Annotated in this window: 17 protein-coding genes; 2 read left to right on the forward strand and 15 right to left on the reverse strand. The window is 40.3% G+C overall.

Annotated features, from left to right (window positions below):
- The first annotated feature begins 180 nt into the window (after nt 1-180).
- Nucleotides 181-1,644 (forward strand): aminoacyl-histidine dipeptidase, encoded by a 1,464-nt coding sequence (locus tag G4420_RS07720; RefSeq protein WP_163323024.1) that lies wholly within the window; start codon nt 181-183, stop codon nt 1,642-1,644.
- 77 nt (nt 1,645-1,721) lie between these two features.
- Here the strand turns inward: G4420_RS07720 and G4420_RS07725 are convergent, their stop codons facing one another.
- The 12 genes from G4420_RS07725 to mnmD all read right to left on the reverse strand — a co-directional run bounded on the left by G4420_RS07725 (nt 1,722) and on the right by mnmD (nt 13,125).
- Nucleotides 1,722-2,147, reverse strand: coding sequence for a VOC family protein (locus G4420_RS07725; RefSeq protein WP_163323025.1), 426 nt, complete (start codon nt 2,145-2,147; stop codon nt 1,722-1,724).
- Between the two features lie 42 nt (nt 2,148-2,189).
- Complete coding sequence (locus tag G4420_RS07730; RefSeq protein ID WP_163323026.1) at nt 2,190-2,444, reverse strand: TfoX/Sxy family protein; 255 nt, start codon at nt 2,442-2,444, stop codon at nt 2,190-2,192.
- Between the two features lie 98 nt (nt 2,445-2,542).
- A complete protein-coding gene (locus G4420_RS07735; protein ID WP_163323027.1) occupies nt 2,543-3,643 on the reverse strand; it encodes an alanine racemase in 1,101 nt (366 codons plus the stop codon).
- An 8-nt stretch (nt 3,644-3,651) separates the two neighbouring features.
- Complete coding sequence (locus G4420_RS07740; RefSeq protein ID WP_163323028.1) at nt 3,652-5,079, reverse strand: nicotinate phosphoribosyltransferase; 1,428 nt, start codon at nt 5,077-5,079, stop codon at nt 3,652-3,654.
- A gap of 248 nt (nt 5,080-5,327) precedes the next feature.
- Nucleotides 5,328-6,605, reverse strand: a complete 1,278-nt coding sequence (locus tag G4420_RS07745; RefSeq protein ID WP_163323029.1) for an adenylosuccinate synthase — start codon at nt 6,603-6,605, stop codon at nt 5,328-5,330.
- 170 nt (nt 6,606-6,775) lie between these two features.
- A complete protein-coding gene (locus G4420_RS07750) occupies nt 6,776-7,219 on the reverse strand; it encodes a Fur family transcriptional regulator (protein ID WP_163323030.1) in 444 nt (147 codons plus the stop codon).
- Nucleotides 7,220-7,284: 65 nt separating this feature from the next.
- Complete coding sequence (locus G4420_RS07755) at nt 7,285-9,504, reverse strand: RelA/SpoT family protein (RefSeq protein ID WP_163323031.1); 2,220 nt, start codon at nt 9,502-9,504, stop codon at nt 7,285-7,287.
- 18 nt (nt 9,505-9,522) lie between these two features.
- The gene (locus tag G4420_RS07760; RefSeq protein WP_163323032.1) at nt 9,523-10,008 is read right to left on the reverse strand and encodes a D-glycero-alpha-D-manno-heptose-1,7-bisphosphate 7-phosphatase; all 486 of its coding nucleotides are present in this window, start codon (nt 10,006-10,008) and stop codon (nt 9,523-9,525) included.
- Between the two features lie 111 nt (nt 10,009-10,119).
- Nucleotides 10,120-10,572: an NUDIX domain-containing protein gene (locus tag G4420_RS07765; RefSeq protein WP_163323033.1), complete on the reverse strand. Its 453-nt coding sequence runs from the start codon at nt 10,570-10,572 to the stop codon at nt 10,120-10,122.
- A 1-nt stretch (nt 10,573) separates the two neighbouring features.
- A complete protein-coding gene (gene miaA / locus G4420_RS07770) occupies nt 10,574-11,476 on the reverse strand; it encodes a tRNA (adenosine(37)-N6)-dimethylallyltransferase MiaA (RefSeq protein ID WP_163323034.1) in 903 nt (300 codons plus the stop codon).
- 104 nt (nt 11,477-11,580) lie between these two features.
- Nucleotides 11,581-12,096, reverse strand: coding sequence for an IS1096 element passenger TnpR family protein (locus G4420_RS07775; RefSeq protein ID WP_163323035.1), 516 nt, complete (start codon nt 12,094-12,096; stop codon nt 11,581-11,583).
- Nucleotides 12,097-12,459: 363 nt separating this feature from the next.
- Nucleotides 12,460-13,125: a tRNA (5-methylaminomethyl-2-thiouridine)(34)-methyltransferase MnmD gene (gene mnmD / locus G4420_RS07780; protein WP_163323036.1), complete on the reverse strand. Its 666-nt coding sequence runs from the start codon at nt 13,123-13,125 to the stop codon at nt 12,460-12,462.
- 118 nt (nt 13,126-13,243) lie between these two features.
- On the opposite strand from mnmD, the gene G4420_RS07785 reads away from it, so the two are divergent.
- On the forward strand, nt 13,244-13,858 hold the full coding sequence (locus G4420_RS07785; protein WP_163323037.1) for an L-threonylcarbamoyladenylate synthase: 615 nt from the start codon (nt 13,244-13,246) through the stop codon (nt 13,856-13,858).
- 5 nt (nt 13,859-13,863) lie between these two features.
- On the opposite strand, the gene G4420_RS07790 is transcribed toward G4420_RS07785, so the two are convergent.
- The 3 genes from G4420_RS07790 to G4420_RS07800 form a co-directional block, all read right to left on the reverse strand.
- Complete coding sequence (locus tag G4420_RS07790) at nt 13,864-15,309, reverse strand: TrkH family potassium uptake protein (protein WP_163323038.1); 1,446 nt, start codon at nt 15,307-15,309, stop codon at nt 13,864-13,866.
- A gap of 17 nt (nt 15,310-15,326) precedes the next feature.
- On the reverse strand, nt 15,327-16,661 hold the full coding sequence (gene trkA, locus G4420_RS07795; protein WP_163323039.1) for a Trk system potassium transporter TrkA: 1,335 nt from the start codon (nt 16,659-16,661) through the stop codon (nt 15,327-15,329).
- A 287-nt stretch (nt 16,662-16,948) separates the two neighbouring features.
- A complete protein-coding gene (locus G4420_RS07800; RefSeq protein WP_163323040.1) occupies nt 16,949-18,961 on the reverse strand; it encodes a ComEC/Rec2 family competence protein in 2,013 nt (670 codons plus the stop codon).
- Nucleotides 18,962-18,988: the final 27 nt, after the last annotated feature.

The following is an 18,988-nucleotide window of genomic DNA, read 5'->3' on the forward strand; positions in this document are numbered from 1 at the left end:
TAAAATATCAATTATCTTCAAAGATTTCCGTGAAACATATCAGCTTTTCTGTTCTTCTGCCTAATTTTATACTGTTTTAAAAACTTTTAAGCCGAAAATGCACAAAATGTTTTTTCATTTGTTGCTTACTTTGTTCGATAAAATTGCAGGTATTTAACCTGAAGTAAAAAACGCATTATTATGAGTGTAGAAATTAAAAATCTCGAGCCACAAAATGTGTGGGAGATCTTTTCTGAAATGACCCAAATTCCACGTCCTTCAAACCACGAAGAGCAGATTCAGAATTGGGCAGTAAGTTTTGGTGAAAAACTGGGATTGGAAACCATTAAAGACGATGCCGGAAACGTAATTATAAAAAAGCCGGCAACACCGGGTATGGAAAACCGCAAAACAGTGGTTCTGCAGGGGCACCTCGATATGGTTCCGCAAAAGAACAGCGATAAAGTTCACGATTTTAAAAACGATCCGATAGAGGCTTTTGTTGATGGCGACTGGGTAACTGCCAACGGAACAACACTGGGTGCCGATAATGGTATAGGCTCGGCGGCTGCAATGGCTGTTTTGGCCTCGAAAACCTTACAGCACGGGCCTATTGAAGTGTTGCTTACCGCTACCGAAGAAACCGGAATGGATGGGGCAAACGGATTAAAAGCCGGTATGCTCGATGCCGAAATCCTTATCAATACCGACTCGGAAGACGAAGGTGAATTGTACGTAGGTTGCGCCGGTGGTGAGGATGTAAATATTACTTTCAATTATACTGAAGAAGAAGTTCCGCTTGGATTTGTGGCTTTGCAATTAAGCGTAACCGGTTTGAAAGGTGGCCACTCGGGAATGGATATTATTCTGGGCCGCGGAAATTCGATAAAAACATTTTTCCGAATTATAAATGCTGCCGAAGAATTGGGTGTTCGTTTGGCCAGTGTCGATGGTGGTAGCTTAAGAAATGCCATCCCGCGCGAAGCCTTTGGTGTAGTTGTAGTTGAAGAAGCAAAAGTGACCGATTTTATCGCTTTGGTTGATGAAATTGCCGATGACGTAAAAGCTGAACTTGCTGCTACCGAACCTGATATTGATATTGCTGTTGAAGAAACCGAAATGCCGGAAACGTTGATCGATGCAGCTACTCAGAAAAACGTAACAAAAGCAGTTGTTGCCTGCCCAAATGGTGTTATCCGGATGAGCGACAGCATGAAAGGGCTGGTGGAAACTTCTACCAATCTGGCCATTTTGAAATCGGACGCAGAAAGCAAAACCATAAATGGTGGTTGTTTGATGCGCAGCTCGGTGGATTCGGCTAAAGATGAACTGGGAACACGTTTAAAAGCTGTTTTTGAACTGGCAGGCGCCGAGGTAACTTTATCGGGTGCTTATCCGGGATGGAAACCAAATATGGAATCGCCAATTTTAAAAACCATGCAAAACGTGTATAACGAAAAATGGGGCAGGGTACCCAAAATTATGGGAATTCACGCAGGTTTGGAGTGTGGTATTCTGGCACAAAACTACCCGCACTGGGATATGATCTCGTTTGGACCAACCATTCGTTTCCCGCACTCGCCGGATGAAAAAGTAAATATTGAAACGGTTAAAAAATTCTGGGAGTTTTTGGTGGCAACACTGGAAGCGATTCCTGAAAAATAGATTTTCCGATAATTAACAATAGTGATAGTATGACTCAAAGTCATACTATCACTATCCTCTCCGGTTGTAGCATTTTTTTACTCCATAATCAGGCTGCCCTGTTCATCAAAGTTCCAGAACGGAGCCCATGCAATTTCCCAGGCATTCCCGTCGGGATCAGAAAAATAAGCATCGTAACCACCCCAAAATGTATCCCGAGGTTCAACAAGCGGTTTACCTCCGTTTTTAATTACTGTGTTATACAATTCCTTAACGGCTTCTTTAGATTCTAGATTGATGGCACATGTAACTCCTGAAAAACCACTTCTGGCAGGAATTATTTCAGCATCTTCGGCCAGCTTGTCGATTGGGTAGAGGCCTAATATAATTCCACCATGATTGAAGAATACAATGTTGTCGTCGCTGTCTTTTGTAGGCTCCCAGCCCAATGCATCTTTGTAAAAGTCGCGTGAAAACTGCAGGTTCTTTACTCCGATTGTTACAATGTTTAATCGTGGTTTCATTTTTTTGAGATATTGGTTAATGAGTAAGGGTTGTGTGTTGGATTACATTCTTTTTAACCTTAGAAATTCCTTCAACTCATCCTTCCTTGCTTTTGAAAGTTGATGCCAGCGAATTCCCTGAATAGCTCCCTCAAGCGCACAAAGCATATTGTAACATGCCGATTCATCTTCGATCTCAAGTTTTAAAAAAGTATTTTCAGCACCTGTTTCGCTAAGTTGTTCAGGACTTGTAATACCGGCGTTCATTAATTTCTGTTCCAGCGTTTTACCGATATTGGGTAGTTCACTTAATTTCATACTATTAAAATGGTTTGTTTTTAACGGTATAGTATGGAACTCGCACATATCTTAATATTCCCCTTGGGTGTACTAGTCTAAATGCGCGTTTCATTTTACTAATATTTTGGCATCATTTCAATAAACTCGCCTTCGGTGGTAATCATGTGCCCCATCATATTTGCGGTAAGGCACGAATGTACGGGAATGATCTCCACCAAATCGCCCACGTTTATCTGTTTAAAATGGGTAGGTGTAACTTTTATTACACCGTGTTCCTGCGAAAGGCGCGACAGGTAATTTTTGGTGTCGAGCAGAATCTTTTCATCATCCTGATTGATAATTACCCGGCCATATAATTGTTTACCATCCGTATTTTGCAGCGTATCCTTCGAGAAATGAACAGCACCACCGTAAATCACAATTTCGTTACGCGAAACATGTTTGGCCACAACCGGGCACACCATTTTTACCGCAATATCACTTATTTCGCATACGCCGAGGTTGTGCTGCATGAGGTCGTAAAAAACAAAGTTGCCCGGACGAAGCTCATCTATCCCGTCAAAATTTCCGCAAATGCTGGCCGATGGTGTGTCGCCCATACTCAGTTCCAATCCCGGATATTCTTTATGATACCTGTTTTTTAGCTTCTTCAGTTTAAGCAGGGCATCAAAATGACTGCTGAATATTTCGTTTGTTGATAATGCCGTATACGTATGTCCGGTGTGTGTAAGAAATCCTTTAAAAGTAAGTTTGCTGTTTTTGCGCAAAATATCAAGGATTGAATCGATACGCCCCGTTCTGCCCGCAGGAATACCTGTTCGGTTGTAACCGGTGTCGATTTTTAAATACACGCCAATTTTGTTGCTCGCTTTTCCGGCCAGCACTTCTGCCGCCTCCCTGTTTTCAAGTAGTACATTTAGTTTTATGGAGTCTGCCAAACGGTTAATCCGGCTCATTTCCAGAATATTTAAGGGAAACGCCAGTGTGATATCACTCCAGCCGTTTGATGCAAAATATTCAGCCATTAACACCGATGAAACAGTGATTTGGCTGATCCCGAAACGTTTAAACCACTCACCGACCTTTGCTGCCTGATGAGTTTTGAAATGTGGCCTTAACCGAAGATTATAGTTCTCCGCTTTTTTTACCATCCGTTCAATGTTTTGCAGGCAAACTTCTTTGTCAATAATTAGTGTAGGTCGTGTAATTTCTGTCATAAAATAACTTAGTGTAACGTTCTTAATTTTTGTGTCAGAGCGTTGCGGGTAGTCATTAATTTATTCGAAATACCAACTTTATACAAGTGTGGACTGATAAAACGTTTATGTTCGTCGGGCAATAAAGCGGCCCGGCTTTTCAGGTATTCGTGTATCGCAAGCGGACTTTTGTGTTGAAGTAAGATGTTTCCCTGTTCTACCACTTTTTCGCGAAGAAGTTCGACTTTTAATTTCGAAACTTCGGTGTTTTTCTCGGGGTAAATCCGGTGATAGATCGTATCCACTTCTTCCGCTTTTTCGTCTTGTAAAAGAATTCCATCGCGGTAGAACATACCTTCTTCGTCAAAATACCTTACCAGTTGTTTTTTCCCGGGCAGGGTAATCTTTTCGATATTTTCGGAGAATTTCATTTTTGGCTCTCCGTCAATCTCGGTCAATTTATAAACGCCATCCAGGGCAGCGTCGCTTTTGCCGGTAATCATTTCGGTTCCGATTCCAAAACCGTCGATGGCAGCATTCTGGTCCAGCAGCAAAGTTTTTATTACGTATTCGTTCAGTTGGTTCGATGCCAGAATCTGAACATCATGTAATCCGGCATCATCCAGTTGTTTACGTGCTTTTTTACTGAGGTAAGCCAGGTCTCCGCTATCCAACCGAATGGCCTTTAGTTTTTCGCCTCTTGCAGCCATTTCATGACCAATGGTAATGGCATTGGGCACGCCCGATTTTAAAGTGTTGTAAGTGTCAACCAGCAAAATGGTATTGTCGGGATTGGTTTCTGCAAAAGCTCTGAAAGCTTCCAGCTCCGAATCGAAACTTTGTACCCAGCTGTGCGCCATGGTTCCGCTAACAGGAATATCATATATTTTCCCGGCCAAAGTGTTCGATGTTGATGAAGCACCGCCTATACAAGCGGCCCGGCTGGCATGAATGGCACCAAAATCCTGAGCACGGCGCAGTCCAAAATCGGCAAATAACTTTTGCCCCGAAATATGTTTAATGCGGAAAGCCTTTGTGGCAATCAGCGATTCGAAATTCAGAATATTCAGCAAAATACTTTCCACCAGCTGGCATTCAATAATGTTTCCTTCAACCGACAGAAGCGGTTCGTTCGGAAAAACAATCTCTCCTTCTTTTACGCTGTAAATATCGCCGGAGAATTCAAAATCACGCAGATAATCCAGAAACTCATCTTTAAAACCATTTGCTTTTAGAAATTCCAGATCGGATTTTGAATATGTGAATTCTTGCAGGGCATCGATAAAATCCTGCAAACCTGCAAAAACAGTGTACCCACCTTTGTACGGATTGGTCCTGAAATAATAGTCAAAGGAAGTGTGCTGTTCTTTTTTTTGACAAAAAAAGTACCCCTGAGCCATAGTCAGCTCATACAAGTCGGTATATAGTCCTAATGTTTCCTTAAATATTGATCCCATTTTGCCCCCTGTGAGATGCTTAAAGATAATTAAGAATAATGACTATTTGAATGATCTTTTAAGAATTTAACCGAATGTTTATGTTCTGAAATGGAAAGCGGAAGTGTAAGTTAGTCTGCTTTTGATACTTAATTTAAACAAGAAGTTGCTGAAACGTTTGATATTTTTCGAAACATGTGGGCGATGTAGAAAAACAAAAAACGCTGCTCAAATAAATGAACAGCGTTTTCAATCCAAAATATCTTTGTTTATTCTTTTTCGAGCATAATTGTTTGTTCCCTGTTCGGACCAACCGATGCAAGCGTAATAGGAATGCCCATTTCGTCTTCAATAAAGTTAATGTAGTTATTTAGTTCTTCCGGGAATTCGTTCTGGTCTTTAATCTTGGTAAGATCGGTTTCCCAGCCGGGTAGTTCAACGTAAACAGGTTTTACATGGTCGTCTAATTCAAATGGGAAGTGCTCAACAACTTCGCCATCAATTTCGTAACCTACACAAACTTTAATAGTATCGAAATCATCCAGCACATCGGCTTTCATCATAATCAGTTCGGTAACGCCATTCAGCATGCAAGTGTATTTCAGCGCTACCAAATCAAGCCAGCCACAACGTCGCGGGCGCCCGGTTGTTGATCCGAATTCATTACCTGCAGTACGCAGTTTTTCGCCAGTTTTATCGAAAAGCTCGGTAGGAAACGGGCCCATTCCAACACGGGTACAGTATGCTTTAAAAATTCCGAAAACTTTACCAATGGTTTGTGGCGCAAGTCCTAATCCGGTGCAGGCACCGGCACAAATCGTGTTCGAGCTGGTTACAAATGGGTAGGAACCAAAATCAATGTCAAGTAACGTTCCCTGTGCACCTTCGGCCAACACCGATTTTCCTTCTTTTAGGGCATCGTTAATCATGTGCTCGGTGTCAACCAGGTTAAACGATTTCAGCACCTCAACACCTTCAAACCACTCTTTTTCACATTCGTTAAGCATCTTTTCGTAGTCGTACTTAAAGAACTCGCTTAACATTACTTTGTGGTTGTTGATCCTTGCGGTGTATTTTTCTTCAAAACCGTGAACCAGATCGCCAACACGCAAACCATCACGACCAATTTTATCTTTATAAGTTGGTCCGATGCCTTTTAAGGTTGAACCAATTTTTGTGTCGCCTTTTTTCTGCTCCGATGCAGCATCCAAAATCTTATGTGTTGGCAAAATCATGTGTGCCTTTTTCGAGATATAAAGGTTTTTCGAGATATCGACACCGATTTTACTCAACGACTCAATTTCTTTTTTGAAAACGATTGGGTCGATAACAACACCGTTACCAATTACATTGATTTTGTTTTCGCGGAAAATGCCCGAAGGAATCGTATGCAAAACGTGTTTAATATTGTTGAATTCAAGGGTATGACCGGCGTTAGGCCCTCCCTGAAAACGAGCTATAACGTCGTATTCCGGAGTAAATACATCAACAATTTTACCTTTTCCCTCGTCGCCCCATTGCAGGCCCAACAATACATCTACCTTCATTTTGAGTTTTGATTTTTATTTTACATGCAAAACCGCGAAAACTTAATCGTTCAAGATTAACCTTTCACGGCTTTCAAATTAAGCAGTTAAAAGTACTAAATATTTTATGCTCTGCAATAAAAATAACAGCACCCTGCATTTAATTTATAATCTATTAAGAATTAACAGCTTTATTCTTTTTTCGTGCTTTCGCCGTAGATATAAAGCGTGTGATGCGACAATTTAAAATCGTTTTTGATGCAGGCATCTTCAATAATCTCACGAATACGCGGATCGTAAAATTCAACAACGGTACCATGTGTTGTGTCGATTAGGTGATCGTGCTGAAGTGTTGCAAATGCCTTTTCGAACTGCGCGATGTTTTTGCCGAACTGGTGTTTTACAACCAACTTGCAATCAAGCAATAAATCGATGGTATTGTATAACGTAGCACGGCTTACCCGGTAGTTATTGTTCTTCATCGAAATATATAACGACTCAATATCGAAATGCCCCTCGCGACAATAAATCTCGTCAAGAATTGCAAATCTTTCGGGTGTTTTCCGGTGACCGTTCTTTTCAAGGTACTCGGTAAACATGTTGCGCACAGTTTCTCTGGTCTTCTGGTTATTCATAATTAAACCAATTTTAAATAGGCCAAAAATAGAAAAAAAATTTATTCTTTTAGAATGAATATAAATTAATCCTCAAGGTTTTCTACACGATTTACACTATCGATGCCTTTAATCGTTCTTAGCTTGTTGATTAAGTTCTCTAAATCGTTTGTATTGTGAATGTATAAAAACAGGTCGCCCATAAAAATACCATCGTGTGTGTCGAATTTTACTGAACGCATGTTAATATTATGGCCCTTAGATATAAGCGTTGTTACTTCGTTTACAATTCCCAGTCGGTCGAACCCTTGCAAATGCAGGCGTGTAAGGTACGACTGGCGCTTAAATTTTGTCCATTCGGCCTGAATGATTTTTTCGCCCTGATTGGCAATAAATTTTTCCAACTCGCGGCATTTCACTTTATGAATAATAACGTGATCGTCGGTTGTAAGGTAGCCCACAACGGATTCGCCGGGAATTGGATTACAGCATTTAGCGAGCGAGAATTTTATGTTGTCCTGGTTTTCTCGTAAAAGAAATGGTTTTCTCTTGTCGATCTTTTCGTTCTCAGGCGTTTCTTCTTCGTCCTTGTTTTTGTTGCCCGATCCAAATGTAATGTTCCAGTATTTTACCAGCTTACTTTCCGACTTTTTGCCGATAATGTCTTTCACATCATCCAGCTCCAGAAATCCCATACCAACTTCGGAATACAACTGTTCCTTGTTGTTCAGGTTAAAGTGCGCCGTTAATTTTTTAAGGTTATTCGACGTAAAGGGAGCATTTATGTCTTTAAAAAGCTGTTCGATAATTTCCTTGCCTTTGTCGGTATGTTTGCTTTTTTCGAGCCGGAATACATTTTTGATTTTACCTCTTGCTTTTGGCGATGCCGAAAACTTTAGCCACTCCAGTTTTGGTGACTGGTTTTCAGAGGTCAGAATTTCAATTTGGTCGCCATTCTCAAGTATGTGGCTGATAGGAACCAGCTTAGTGTTTATTTTTGCCCCAATACACTTGTTGCCCAATTCTGTGTGAATTTCGTAGGCAAAATCGATTACTGTCGATCCCAGTGGCAACGAAAACATATCGCCTTTTGGTGTAAAAACATTTATTTCTGAAGAGAACAGGTTGAGTTTAAAATCATCAAGAAATTCAAAAGCATCAGAATCGGAACTTTGCAACAGTTCGCGTATCCTCTCAATCCACGGATCCAATTCGTTTTCGAAGTTGCGGATGTCTTTATAACGATAATGTGCCGCAAAACCGTGTTCGGCAACATCATCCATTCTGTCGGTACGTATCTGAATTTCAACCCAATGCCCTTGTGGTCCCATCACGGTAACATGCAACGATTCGTAACCATTTGCTTTTGGCATGGTAATCCAGTCGCGAATACGGTCGGGTTTTGGTTTATAAATATCGGTAACTATCGAGAGGACATCAAAACACTGTCTTTTTTCAGATATTCCTTTTTTCGAGTTGATAATGATGCGAATAGCCAGAATGTCGTATACCTCGTTAAAGGCCACCGCCTTTTTCTGCATTTTTTGCCAGATGGAGTAACTGGTTTTCAGCCGATGTTCAACCTTACAATCAATTCCTTCTTCCTTCAGCTTTTCAATGATCGGCCTGATGAATTCGTTCACCAGGTAGTTCCGCTTTTCTTCCTGGTTGTGCAGCAGGTACTGAATCTGTTCGTATTCTTCCGGATGTTTATGCTTAAAGCTTAAATCTTCCAGGTCGCTTTTTATGGCATGTAAGCCCAAGCGGTGCGCCAGTGGCACATAAAGAAAAAGCGTTTCGCCGGCAATCTTAATTTTTTTGTGCGCCGGCATCGAATCAAGCGTTCGCATATTGTGCAAACGATCGGCAATTTTTATCAAAATAACCCTAACATCATCCGAAAGGGTCATTAACATCTTTTTCAGTGTAAGCGCGTGTTTGGCATCAAAATCGCCCGAAAGTTTGGTCAACCCGTCAACAATGCGCGACACGCGTGTTCCAAACATATTTTCAATGTCCGACATACGGTAGTCGGTGTCTTCAACAACATCGTGTAAAAGGGCCGCAACAATCGATGTGGCACCCAATCCCAAATCTACCGCAACAATGCGCGCAACAGCAATGGGATGAATAATAAACGGTTCGCCCGATTTACGTTTTATGCCATGGTGCGCCGCATTCGAGAATCGAAAGGCTTTCTCGATACGTGCCAACCGCCCTTCATCAAACTTATCTTTAATGACCTTCAAAAAATCCTGGTAGCGGTCTTCAATATGCCTTATTTCTGCTTTTGTAAAATGTTGCACTTTGCCTTTGTCTGATCCTTAATTTAAATCTGTCTGTAATAAGTTTTGAATATATAAATTCTTTCCTATCCCTGCTTTTTCACCTGCTAAAATATCTCTTTTTTTGTCTCCTATCAACACAGAGTTAACAGGATCGATATTAAATTCCTGAATGGCTTGTAAAATCATCCCCGGCTTGGGTTGTCTGCATTCGCATTTTCCTGTTATTTCAGGATGATGTGGACAATGATAAACTTTTGTTATTTCTACCCCTTGTCTCTGAAACTGCCGGATCATCCAATTGTTTAAACGAAGAAAATCGTTTTCGGTATAATATTGTCGCGCAATACCTGATTGATTGGTGATTACGAATAACAGATAATCCTTATTCCGGTAACTTTTTAGTAGTTCGAAAATGCCCGGAATGAATTCAAAATCTTCAATGCGGAACACGTAGTTTTTTTCCACGTTAATCGTTCCATCGCGGTCGATAAAAAGGGCCTTATTTTTATTGTTAGCTATCATTTTCGAAAGACTTTTGTTCTGCTTTTTTGCCGATGATATGCTGTTGCCGGGTTGTTACTGTTTCCTCAGAAAACAGTTTTTGCAGAAAGATGTTTGATTTACAGAAGCGTATTAAACATTAAAAGTTGCTTTTAACTTCTTCAAAACAAGTTTATCAATTGGGAAAGTAATATCATCTTCATTTATGTCTTTTATTTTTTCCCAACGAAAGCTCTGTGTTTTGCAGCCATCTATTTCAAAGTCAAATGCCTTTTCTGAGATCTTAGATTTTATCGGATGTTTCAGGTCCGCGAGGTAGTAAATGCTGATTAATTGCGCATCGTCGAAAAACAATGCCTTTTGGTAAAAATCGGTGGTGTAAAAATGCCAGATGTTCTCTATCTCCTGTCCTTCGCATTCTTCAAAAAACTCTCTTTTTAAGCCATCAATCAAGCCTTCTCCAAATTCCAGCCCGCCACCCGGGAACTTGGTCATTTTTGTGCTCAATACAAATTCGTCAGAAAGTAATACTTCTTTATTTTCGTTGATAACCAGCCCGTAAACCCGAATTAAAAATTGGCCCATGTTACTTGATTTGTGTGCTGATCCATTTGATTATTTCTGCGGTATCGGTTGGTTCAAACCATTTTACAGCTTCATCGCGGCGAAACCATGTAATTTGTTTGCGCGCATAGCGCCGCGAGTTACGTTTGATCAGCTCAATGGCTTTCTCGTGCGATATTTCTCCGTTAAAATAGGCGAACATTTCCTGGTAGCCCACTGTATTTAGCGAGTTTAAATGTTTTTTGTGGTATACACTCCGGGCTTCTTTTTCCAGCCCGGCTTCCATCATTTTGTCTACCCTTAAATTAATACGGTTGTGAAGCAACTGCCGGTCGCAGTTCAGCGCAATTTTCACTATTTGAAAAGGGCGCTCTTTTGGTGTGTCGGAGCGAAATGATGAATAGGGTTTTCCGGTTTGGATGCTAATTTCCAGCGCATGGATAATTCGGTTCGGATTTTTCAGATCCACTTTTTTATAGTATTCCGGATCAAGTGTTTTTAGCTGCAAACGCAGGCCTTCCAACCCTTCTTCTTCCAGTTGCTTTTTTAACGCTGCCCGAACTTCAGGATCGGCATCGGGCATAATATCAATGCCCTTGCAAATAGCGTCGATGTATAACATTGATCCACCTACCAGCAATAGAATATCCTTTTGCCGAAAAAGCTTGTCGATCAGTTCCAGCGCCTCAGTTTCGTAGCGGCTGGCGTTGAAATTTTCTTCAACCGAATGACTTTGTATAAAATGATGAGGTACGGCAGCCAGTTCTTCTGCCGACGGAACTGCAGTCCCGATGTTGAGTTCCCTGAAAATTTGCCTCGAGTCGGCCGAAACGATTTCAGCATTAAAATATTGGGCAACTTTTATGCTCACCTCGGTTTTTCCAATTCCGGTTGGGCCGGTAATTACAACAATCGTTTTTGGCATGAATGCATGATTTTTGGCAAATTAATGACAAAAAAAAGACTGTTCAAAATATTGAACAGCCTTGGAATTTTTTTAAACATGGATTAAACAGTCGTCTTTCGTGATTAGAAATCGTCCATTTCGCCAAAGATTTCAGTGTAATCATCAAGCTCTCCAAAATCCATATAAACTTCTTCTTCCTGGCCTATACCAGTTTCAAGTTCAATTTTTTCTTCTCCTAAAACCTGAACGGGGGAATCGCCTTGTTTTAAAGCGACTAATGGCTCATTAAGATTTTTTTCCATAATTATTCCAGTTAGTTCTATAAAAAAAGACCTGTCGTTCAAAAAATCGAATGTATAAATGAGTTGTTGTCCTTTATCTTGCAGCAGGTCACCTAGTTTTGTTTTTTGCATGATGTAAAATGCTGCACCATTTATACCTAAGTCTAACATTGAAATCTCAACCAGCTTTCTCCAGTTTTTATTGGACACGAAGAAAGATGCCAGTTGGTGTGACTCAAAACCAACACTTTTCTGTATAATACTATGAAAATCGAAAAATGAATGTTTCTCATCCAGAGCAACTTCCAATCGGAAGTTTTGGGCCTCTTGTGAAACAATTTGAAATTGATAAATCATAAATTTCACGTTGAATGAAGTTCAAATTTTACAGGAATTTTTACAAATTCCAAGAATCCAAATGCAGAAAAAATTGAAAATATCTATCAAAAAGGTGTTTTTCCGGCGATCGGTTATTTTTTAACAAAATGTCAAAAGGTTGGTTTTTAACCTTTTTCGGGATGTTTTTATACAAAATATTGTGACCAATACAGAAACGAAACTGGTGAAATTAAAAAATGTTAAAAAAGTTTAAGTCAGGAATAATCGAACATTCGTGTTTATTATTCGGCTTGTCGAATGATTTTGCAAACAATAATGTAAGTCTCAGTAAAGCAGTGTGTTAGATTGCGGTTTTGGGCAGGTTCTTGCGCGATTTTTACATTAAGGTCGGGTTGCCCGAAGCATTTGCCTTTTTCCCGGAGGACCGGGAAGTCGCTCCGAATTATAACCCGATCGTTCCATTCGTCGGCGAATTTCACCTTTAGCGCTATAGGTAACTAGGTTTGCATTTGAATTACTAATTCTAAAAAGCTTTCTGAAAATTTCCTCGTTCCACATCTCGGGTTGTTTGTCGGGGCCAAATGCATCAAAATAGATTACATCAAGCATTGGAAGCTCCTCAAAAGAAAACTGAGTGAGGTCGGTTTTTAGTTTTAACAAATCGAAATACGGTGAAATTTGTGTTTGTCGGTCCCACTCACAATCGTGCAGCTTTGAAAAAAGTTCTTCCGCGTGTTTAGAAATCAAGCTTCCATAGTTGAGCTGCTCTATTTCGGTCGGTTCAATCGGGTATTTTTCTAAGGAAATATAAGTGGTTTTACGTTTTTTATCTTCTGCTTCAATGGCTGTTAACAATGCATTTAATCCAGTTCCAAAGCCAATTTCAAGAACTACCGGCTCCGCCGATTGATTGTGCCGGTAGCCTTTGTTGAGATACACATATTCCGATTCGGTTAGTGCTCCGTTTACCGAGTGGTACTGTTCGTCCATTTCAGGAATAAACAACGTTTTTGAGCCGTCTTCGGTATTTATAATTTTTCGTTGCATGGCCTTCGAATTTCCTAAAAATCCTATGTTGTACAATTAGTATTCAGCTAAAAAGCAGCAAAAAGGCAACTTTTATAACTTTAAAAACTAATTTTATCGCCCAAAAATAGGAAAAACTATGTTGGTTCGCTTATATAATGAAAATCCAAATCCCCGCGATATACGCAAAGTTGTAGATGTTTTACGTGGAGGTGGGGTTATTGTTTACCCAACCGACACAGTATACGGAATTGGTTGCGACATTACCAATCAAAAAGCAGTTGAAAAAGTAGCACGTATTAAAGGCATTGAGGTAGAGAAGAATAATTTTTCGTTTATCTGTAGCGACTTTAGCCATTTGTCGGATTACACCAAACCAATTCCCAGTCATATTTTTAAGCTCATTCGTAAAAATTTGCCAGGTCCGTTTACCTTTATATTAAATGCCAATAATAATGTTCCAAGGTATTTTAAAGGGAAAAAGAAAACGGTAGGAATCCGTATTCCCGATAACAATATTATTCGTGAGATCGTAAATGAATTGGGAAATCCGATTCTTTCATCGTCGGTGCACGACGACGACGAAATTTTGGAATATACCACAGATCCGGAGTTGATCCATGAAAAATTCGCAGAACTGGCCGATATTGTTATCGACGGTGGTTTTGGCGAATTAATTCCATCAACAATTATTGATTGCACATCGGACGAACCAACTTTGGTGCGCCAGGGAAAAGGTGAATTGGAATATTAAATCGATTATTCTTTCCAGAACGATGGCGAGAAGAGCACCAAAACAGTAAACAGCTCCAGACGGCCAAGCAACATCAGAAATGATAAGAACCACTTCCCGATAGGTTTAATGTGGTAGAAATTTTCTGCAGGCCCAACAGATCCTAAGCCCGGACCAATATTTCCCAGGCAGGTGGCAACAGCCCCCATCGACGATTCCATATCCGGCTCAATCAGTGTGAAAATAACGGTGCTAATGGCAAAAATTACAAAGTAGATCATAAAAAATGCCAGTACGTTGGTAACAATTTTTGCATCAACCGAGTGTTTATTAAACCGAACAGGAATAATAGCATTGGGATGTACCAAACGTTTAAGTTCGTAATAGCCGTTTTTAAGCAGCACAACAATACGCATAATCTTTATACCTCCACCCGTTGACCCGGCAGAACCACCAAAAAAGAAAAGCACAAAAATGAGCATTGTTAAAACCGGTGGCCAGGTGAGGTAATCGGCAGTGGCGTAGCCTGTGGTTGTGATTATTGTAATAACCTGAAACAGTGAATCGCGGAATGCTTTTTCAATGCCGATTTCGGCAGAAATTAACAGGCCTATAAATATAAGGGCCGTAAATCCTAGCGTAAAGAAACTGTAGTATTTAAACTCTTCGTCTTTAAAAGCCACCGAAAATTTTCCTTTGATGGCGAAATAGGAGAGGGTAAAATTTGTACCGGCCAAAAACATAAAAACAATAATTACATACTGAATAAATGGCGATGGCCAGTGCGCAATACTTGCCTGTTTGGTTGAAAAACCTCCGGTAGCCATGGTGGTAAACGAATGACAAATTGCGTCGAAAAAGGTCATTCCTCCAACCCACAACAAAAGCGTTTCGGCAACCGTAAATGTGAGGTAAATTACCCAAAGTGTTTTTGCCGTTTGTTTAATTCGCGGACTTATTTTATCGGGTGTTGGCCCCGGAACTTCGGCCATAAACAACTGCATACCACCAATCCCGAATACCGGCAAAATAGCCAGCGATAAAACGATAATTCCCATTCCTCCAAGCCATTGTGTAATGCTTCGCCAGAATAAAATGCCATGAGGAAGTGCCTCAATATCGTTTAAAATTGATGAGCCGGTTGTGGTAAACCCCGACATGGTTTCGAAAAATGCATCGGTAAAACCCGGAATGGAGCCACTTATAACATAAGGTAAACTCCCAAAAAAGGAGAACACAATCCACACCATCGATACGATGATGAATCCTTCGCGTTTGCCAATATCTTTTTTGGCCTTCGAAGTGGTTGCAACAATCAGTCCGCCAATGGCCAGGTTTATTCCGCCTGAAATTAAGAACGCACTAATGTCGGATTCTCCATAAATCAGAGCAACAAGAAGAGCGATGCCCATGGCAATTCCCTCTACAAACAATAAAAAACCAAGTACTCTGAAAATGATTTTAAGATTCATGTTCCGGTAGTTTGCGCTTACTTAAAGAATTTCTCCAGCTTTTTAATTCCTGAAGGCAGGGTGAATACAACTACTTTGTCGCCTTCCTGAATTTGGGTATATCCGTGGGCAATGTAGCCCATGTTGCCACGAATCACACCTCCGATTTTTGCTTCTTCGGGGAAGTCAAGATCTTTTATTGATTTTTGTGTGATTTTAGCTCCGGGTTTGGCAATAAACTCAAAAACTTCGGCGTCGGAGGCTGTTAAACATTTTACTTTCGAGATTTCGGCATTAAGCGTAAAACGGTAAATGTAACCCGCAGCAATCAGCTTTTTATTAAAAATACTGCCGATATCCATATTGTCTGCAAGGTTCATGTAGGCTAAGTTCTCAACCTCGGCCACTGTTCGGCGAACGCCAAATGTTTTTGCCAGGTGACAGCCTAATATATTGGTTTCCGAATTTCCGGTGGTTGCCACAAAAGCATCCATTTTTTCAATCCCTTCTTCGCGTAACAAATTCAGATTACGCCCGTCGCCGTTAATTACCAGCACATTTTCGTACTTATCGGCTATTTTTTCGCATCTTTTTCGGTCGCCTTCAATAACTTTTATGCGGTAGTTTTCGCCCAGTTTTTCAATTGCTTTTTGGGCAATTCGGCTACCTCCCAAAAACATGATGTTTTTAACCTCGAAAAGTGTTTTGCCGGTTAATTCGTAAACGTTGTTTTGCTCGGCCGGTGTGGTAACAAAAAATACGATGTCTCCGTTTTTGATAAAATCATTACCATTCGGGATGATCGTTTCATTGTCGCGGTTAATTGCCACTACCAATAAATGCTGATTCTCCTGTGATAATTCTTCAAATGTTTTATTCAGAACCGGTGCATTTTCGCGCACTTTAATTCCCATCATAATCAGTTTTCCGCCTGAAAACTCGATTAACTGACGTGTAGCTGTTTGTTTTACCGAGGCTACAATTTCTTTTGCTGCCAGACTTTCAGGGTAAATCAATTCATTTATCCCCAGATTGTTAAGCTTTGATCGGTATCTTTCCTGAAGGTACTCGGAGTTGTTTATTCGTGCAATTGTACGGCTAACCCCAAGGTACGACGCCATTGAACAGGCTAAAACGTTCCGTTCCTCAAAGGGAGTAACTGCAATAAACAAATCGGATTTTGCCAGGTCGGTACTTTTTAAATCCTGAAATGAATGAGCGGAACCCGCAATTGTCATCAGGTCTACTTCACTACTGATATTTGCCAGTTTTTCAGGAGAATCATCCAGTAAGGTAATGTCGTGGTTCTCATTGGTTAACATTCTCGCCAAATGTGTTCCTACTTCGCCGGCACCCGCTATAACAACTTTCATTTCATTATAAGTGTTAATTCTAAAAAGTATTCGATGGAACTCGCTTGTTAGCTTCTATTCTGTAAGCATTATGATTACATGCTCGTTTCACCTGTCTGTATTATTTAATAAGGCAAAATAATGCATTCTGTTTTTAAACTCAACCGAAAACGCTTTATAATTTTCTGCTTCCAACATTAAATTAACATTCTAAATTACAAAATGCACCGTGTAATTTACAGGAATTTACCAAAATATTTCTCAACCAAATATGAGATTACAATCAGGGGTTAATGTGGAATGTACGGTTACCAGGTGGTTGTAAATGCTCCTTGTGCAGAAAGAATGTGATGTTTTGTTTCGGAAGAGGAGTTTTTTCGGTCAGGATAGTACCTTATAACACAACAATCTTCCGAAATAGTTTCGGTAGTGTAAGCAGTTTTCGAACTAATGATTATGTCAGGCGAAACAGTGTTTGTTGCCGGCTTACTTTTTTGTTCCATTAGAACTTTTTTTCCTTCGAAAACAACCAGTCCTTTGTCGAGAAACAGCAAATCATCGTTGAATGTTGAATCGGAAGTAAGGAAAATCACATTCTTTATTCGTTTCTGGCGTTTTATATCTTGCACAGAGCTATAATTGTAATCGTCAACCGAAATTGTGTCTGGTGAGATGACATACATTTTGTTCGCATAAATAAAGCAAGTTACCTGTTCTTGTGAGTTTAGTACAATAATTTCGTGCCGGTTGATTTGCTTGTAACCTGAAAACAGAATAAATGCAGCAAGGACCACCGCAAACGAAAGTGCCGACTTTAGAAAGACAGCTAGGTGCGAATTCAGAAAAAGGAAGATGGAAAACAGTATGACCAAAACAAAAAGCAGTTCGGGTACGTGAAGCACAACATCGGGTGTTGAATGTGGAAATGATTCGATGGAGGAGAGTAAAAAATATACGCTTTTTATAATCCATTTTACTACGAAAGCGATTGAAGGAGCCAGCAGCGGTATTTTTGAAAAGGCCAATAATCCGAGCCCGAGGGGTATAAGAAGCATGGCAGCCGGAATTACTACGATGTTGCTCAGTAAAAAGTAGGTAGGGAATTGATTAAAATAATAGGACGAAAGCGGGAATGTGGCTATTTGGGCTGCAATTGAAACGCTTATTAAATTCCAGAAAAATAGCCCCACCTTGTTTTTCACCGGCCATAATCCGGCAATTCGGGGTTGCAGAAAAACAATTCCAAAAACAGCCATATACGAGAGTTGAAATCCTACCTCGAAGAGGTTATTGGGATTTACCAATAAAAGCAGAAAGGCTGAGGCTGCAAGTGTGTTGTAAATATTTGCCCGACGGTTGATATTGCCGGCAATGATAATCAGGCTAAACATGGTACAAGCACGCAATACCGATGGCGACAGACCGGTAATAAAAACGTAACCCCACAAAAAACTGATAGAAAGCACCACGTAAATAAATTTGCCAATTCTTCTTTTTTGCAGAAATCCAAAGCAGAATGAAAAGGCAAAGAAAATTATGCCAACGTGTAATCCGGAAACAGCGAGCACATGCATAGCTCCAGCTGAAGAAAATATCCTTTTTGTTTCGCGGTCGAGTTCGCGCTTATAGCCCAGCGTAAGCGCTGAAAGAATTTCAGTTTCTTGTGCCCCTATTTCCTGGTCGCGATATATTTTTAGCAGTTTGTCGCGAATTGTTTCGGCCCATAAACGTGGAGTGTTGGTGGTGTATCCGGTTAAACTCCAGTTCCCGGTTTTTAAATATACCTGCCGGAAAATGTGTTTCTTTTTGAGGTAGTTTTTGTAATCAAATTCGTACGGATTTCTGCGGTTCTCAATCGGTTCGGGCGACTGCTCAAAAATAATCTGACTTCCCGGCTTTAATTGATTGATGTCTTCAGTTTTTTCAAAATAAACCAGCACTTTTTCTCGTGTACCAAATAATGTATCTTTTGTATTGACAGAATGTAAAAGAAGCAGGCTTTTGTAAGAATTGGTTTTTTCCTGGGGTGTTTCAAGCACTGTGGCTGCCATTAATCCTTTTGTTTCGGGAGGTGGTGGCTGGTTGTATTGTTGGTAAGTGATGGCTCCGAATAATACGAGCAGAATAAAAGTCATTCCTCCAAAAAGCGGAGCAAGATAAAAGTTGTAGCGTTTGTGAATGAGAATCAGGAACCCGTAAATGGCGATAGCCAAATAAATTAGAAGTGTGCTGATTCCAGTAAATATTGACGCAACCAAAATGCCAGTGGCAAAAGCGACTATGATTCGAGAGAAGGGTATATTTTTAAATGTATTTTCCAAAACCTACGCTTGAAGGATTAGCCTTTA

This window comes from Draconibacterium mangrovi (assembly GCF_010586825.1).
Classification (GTDB): domain Bacteria; phylum Bacteroidota; class Bacteroidia; order Bacteroidales; family Prolixibacteraceae; genus Draconibacterium; species Draconibacterium mangrovi.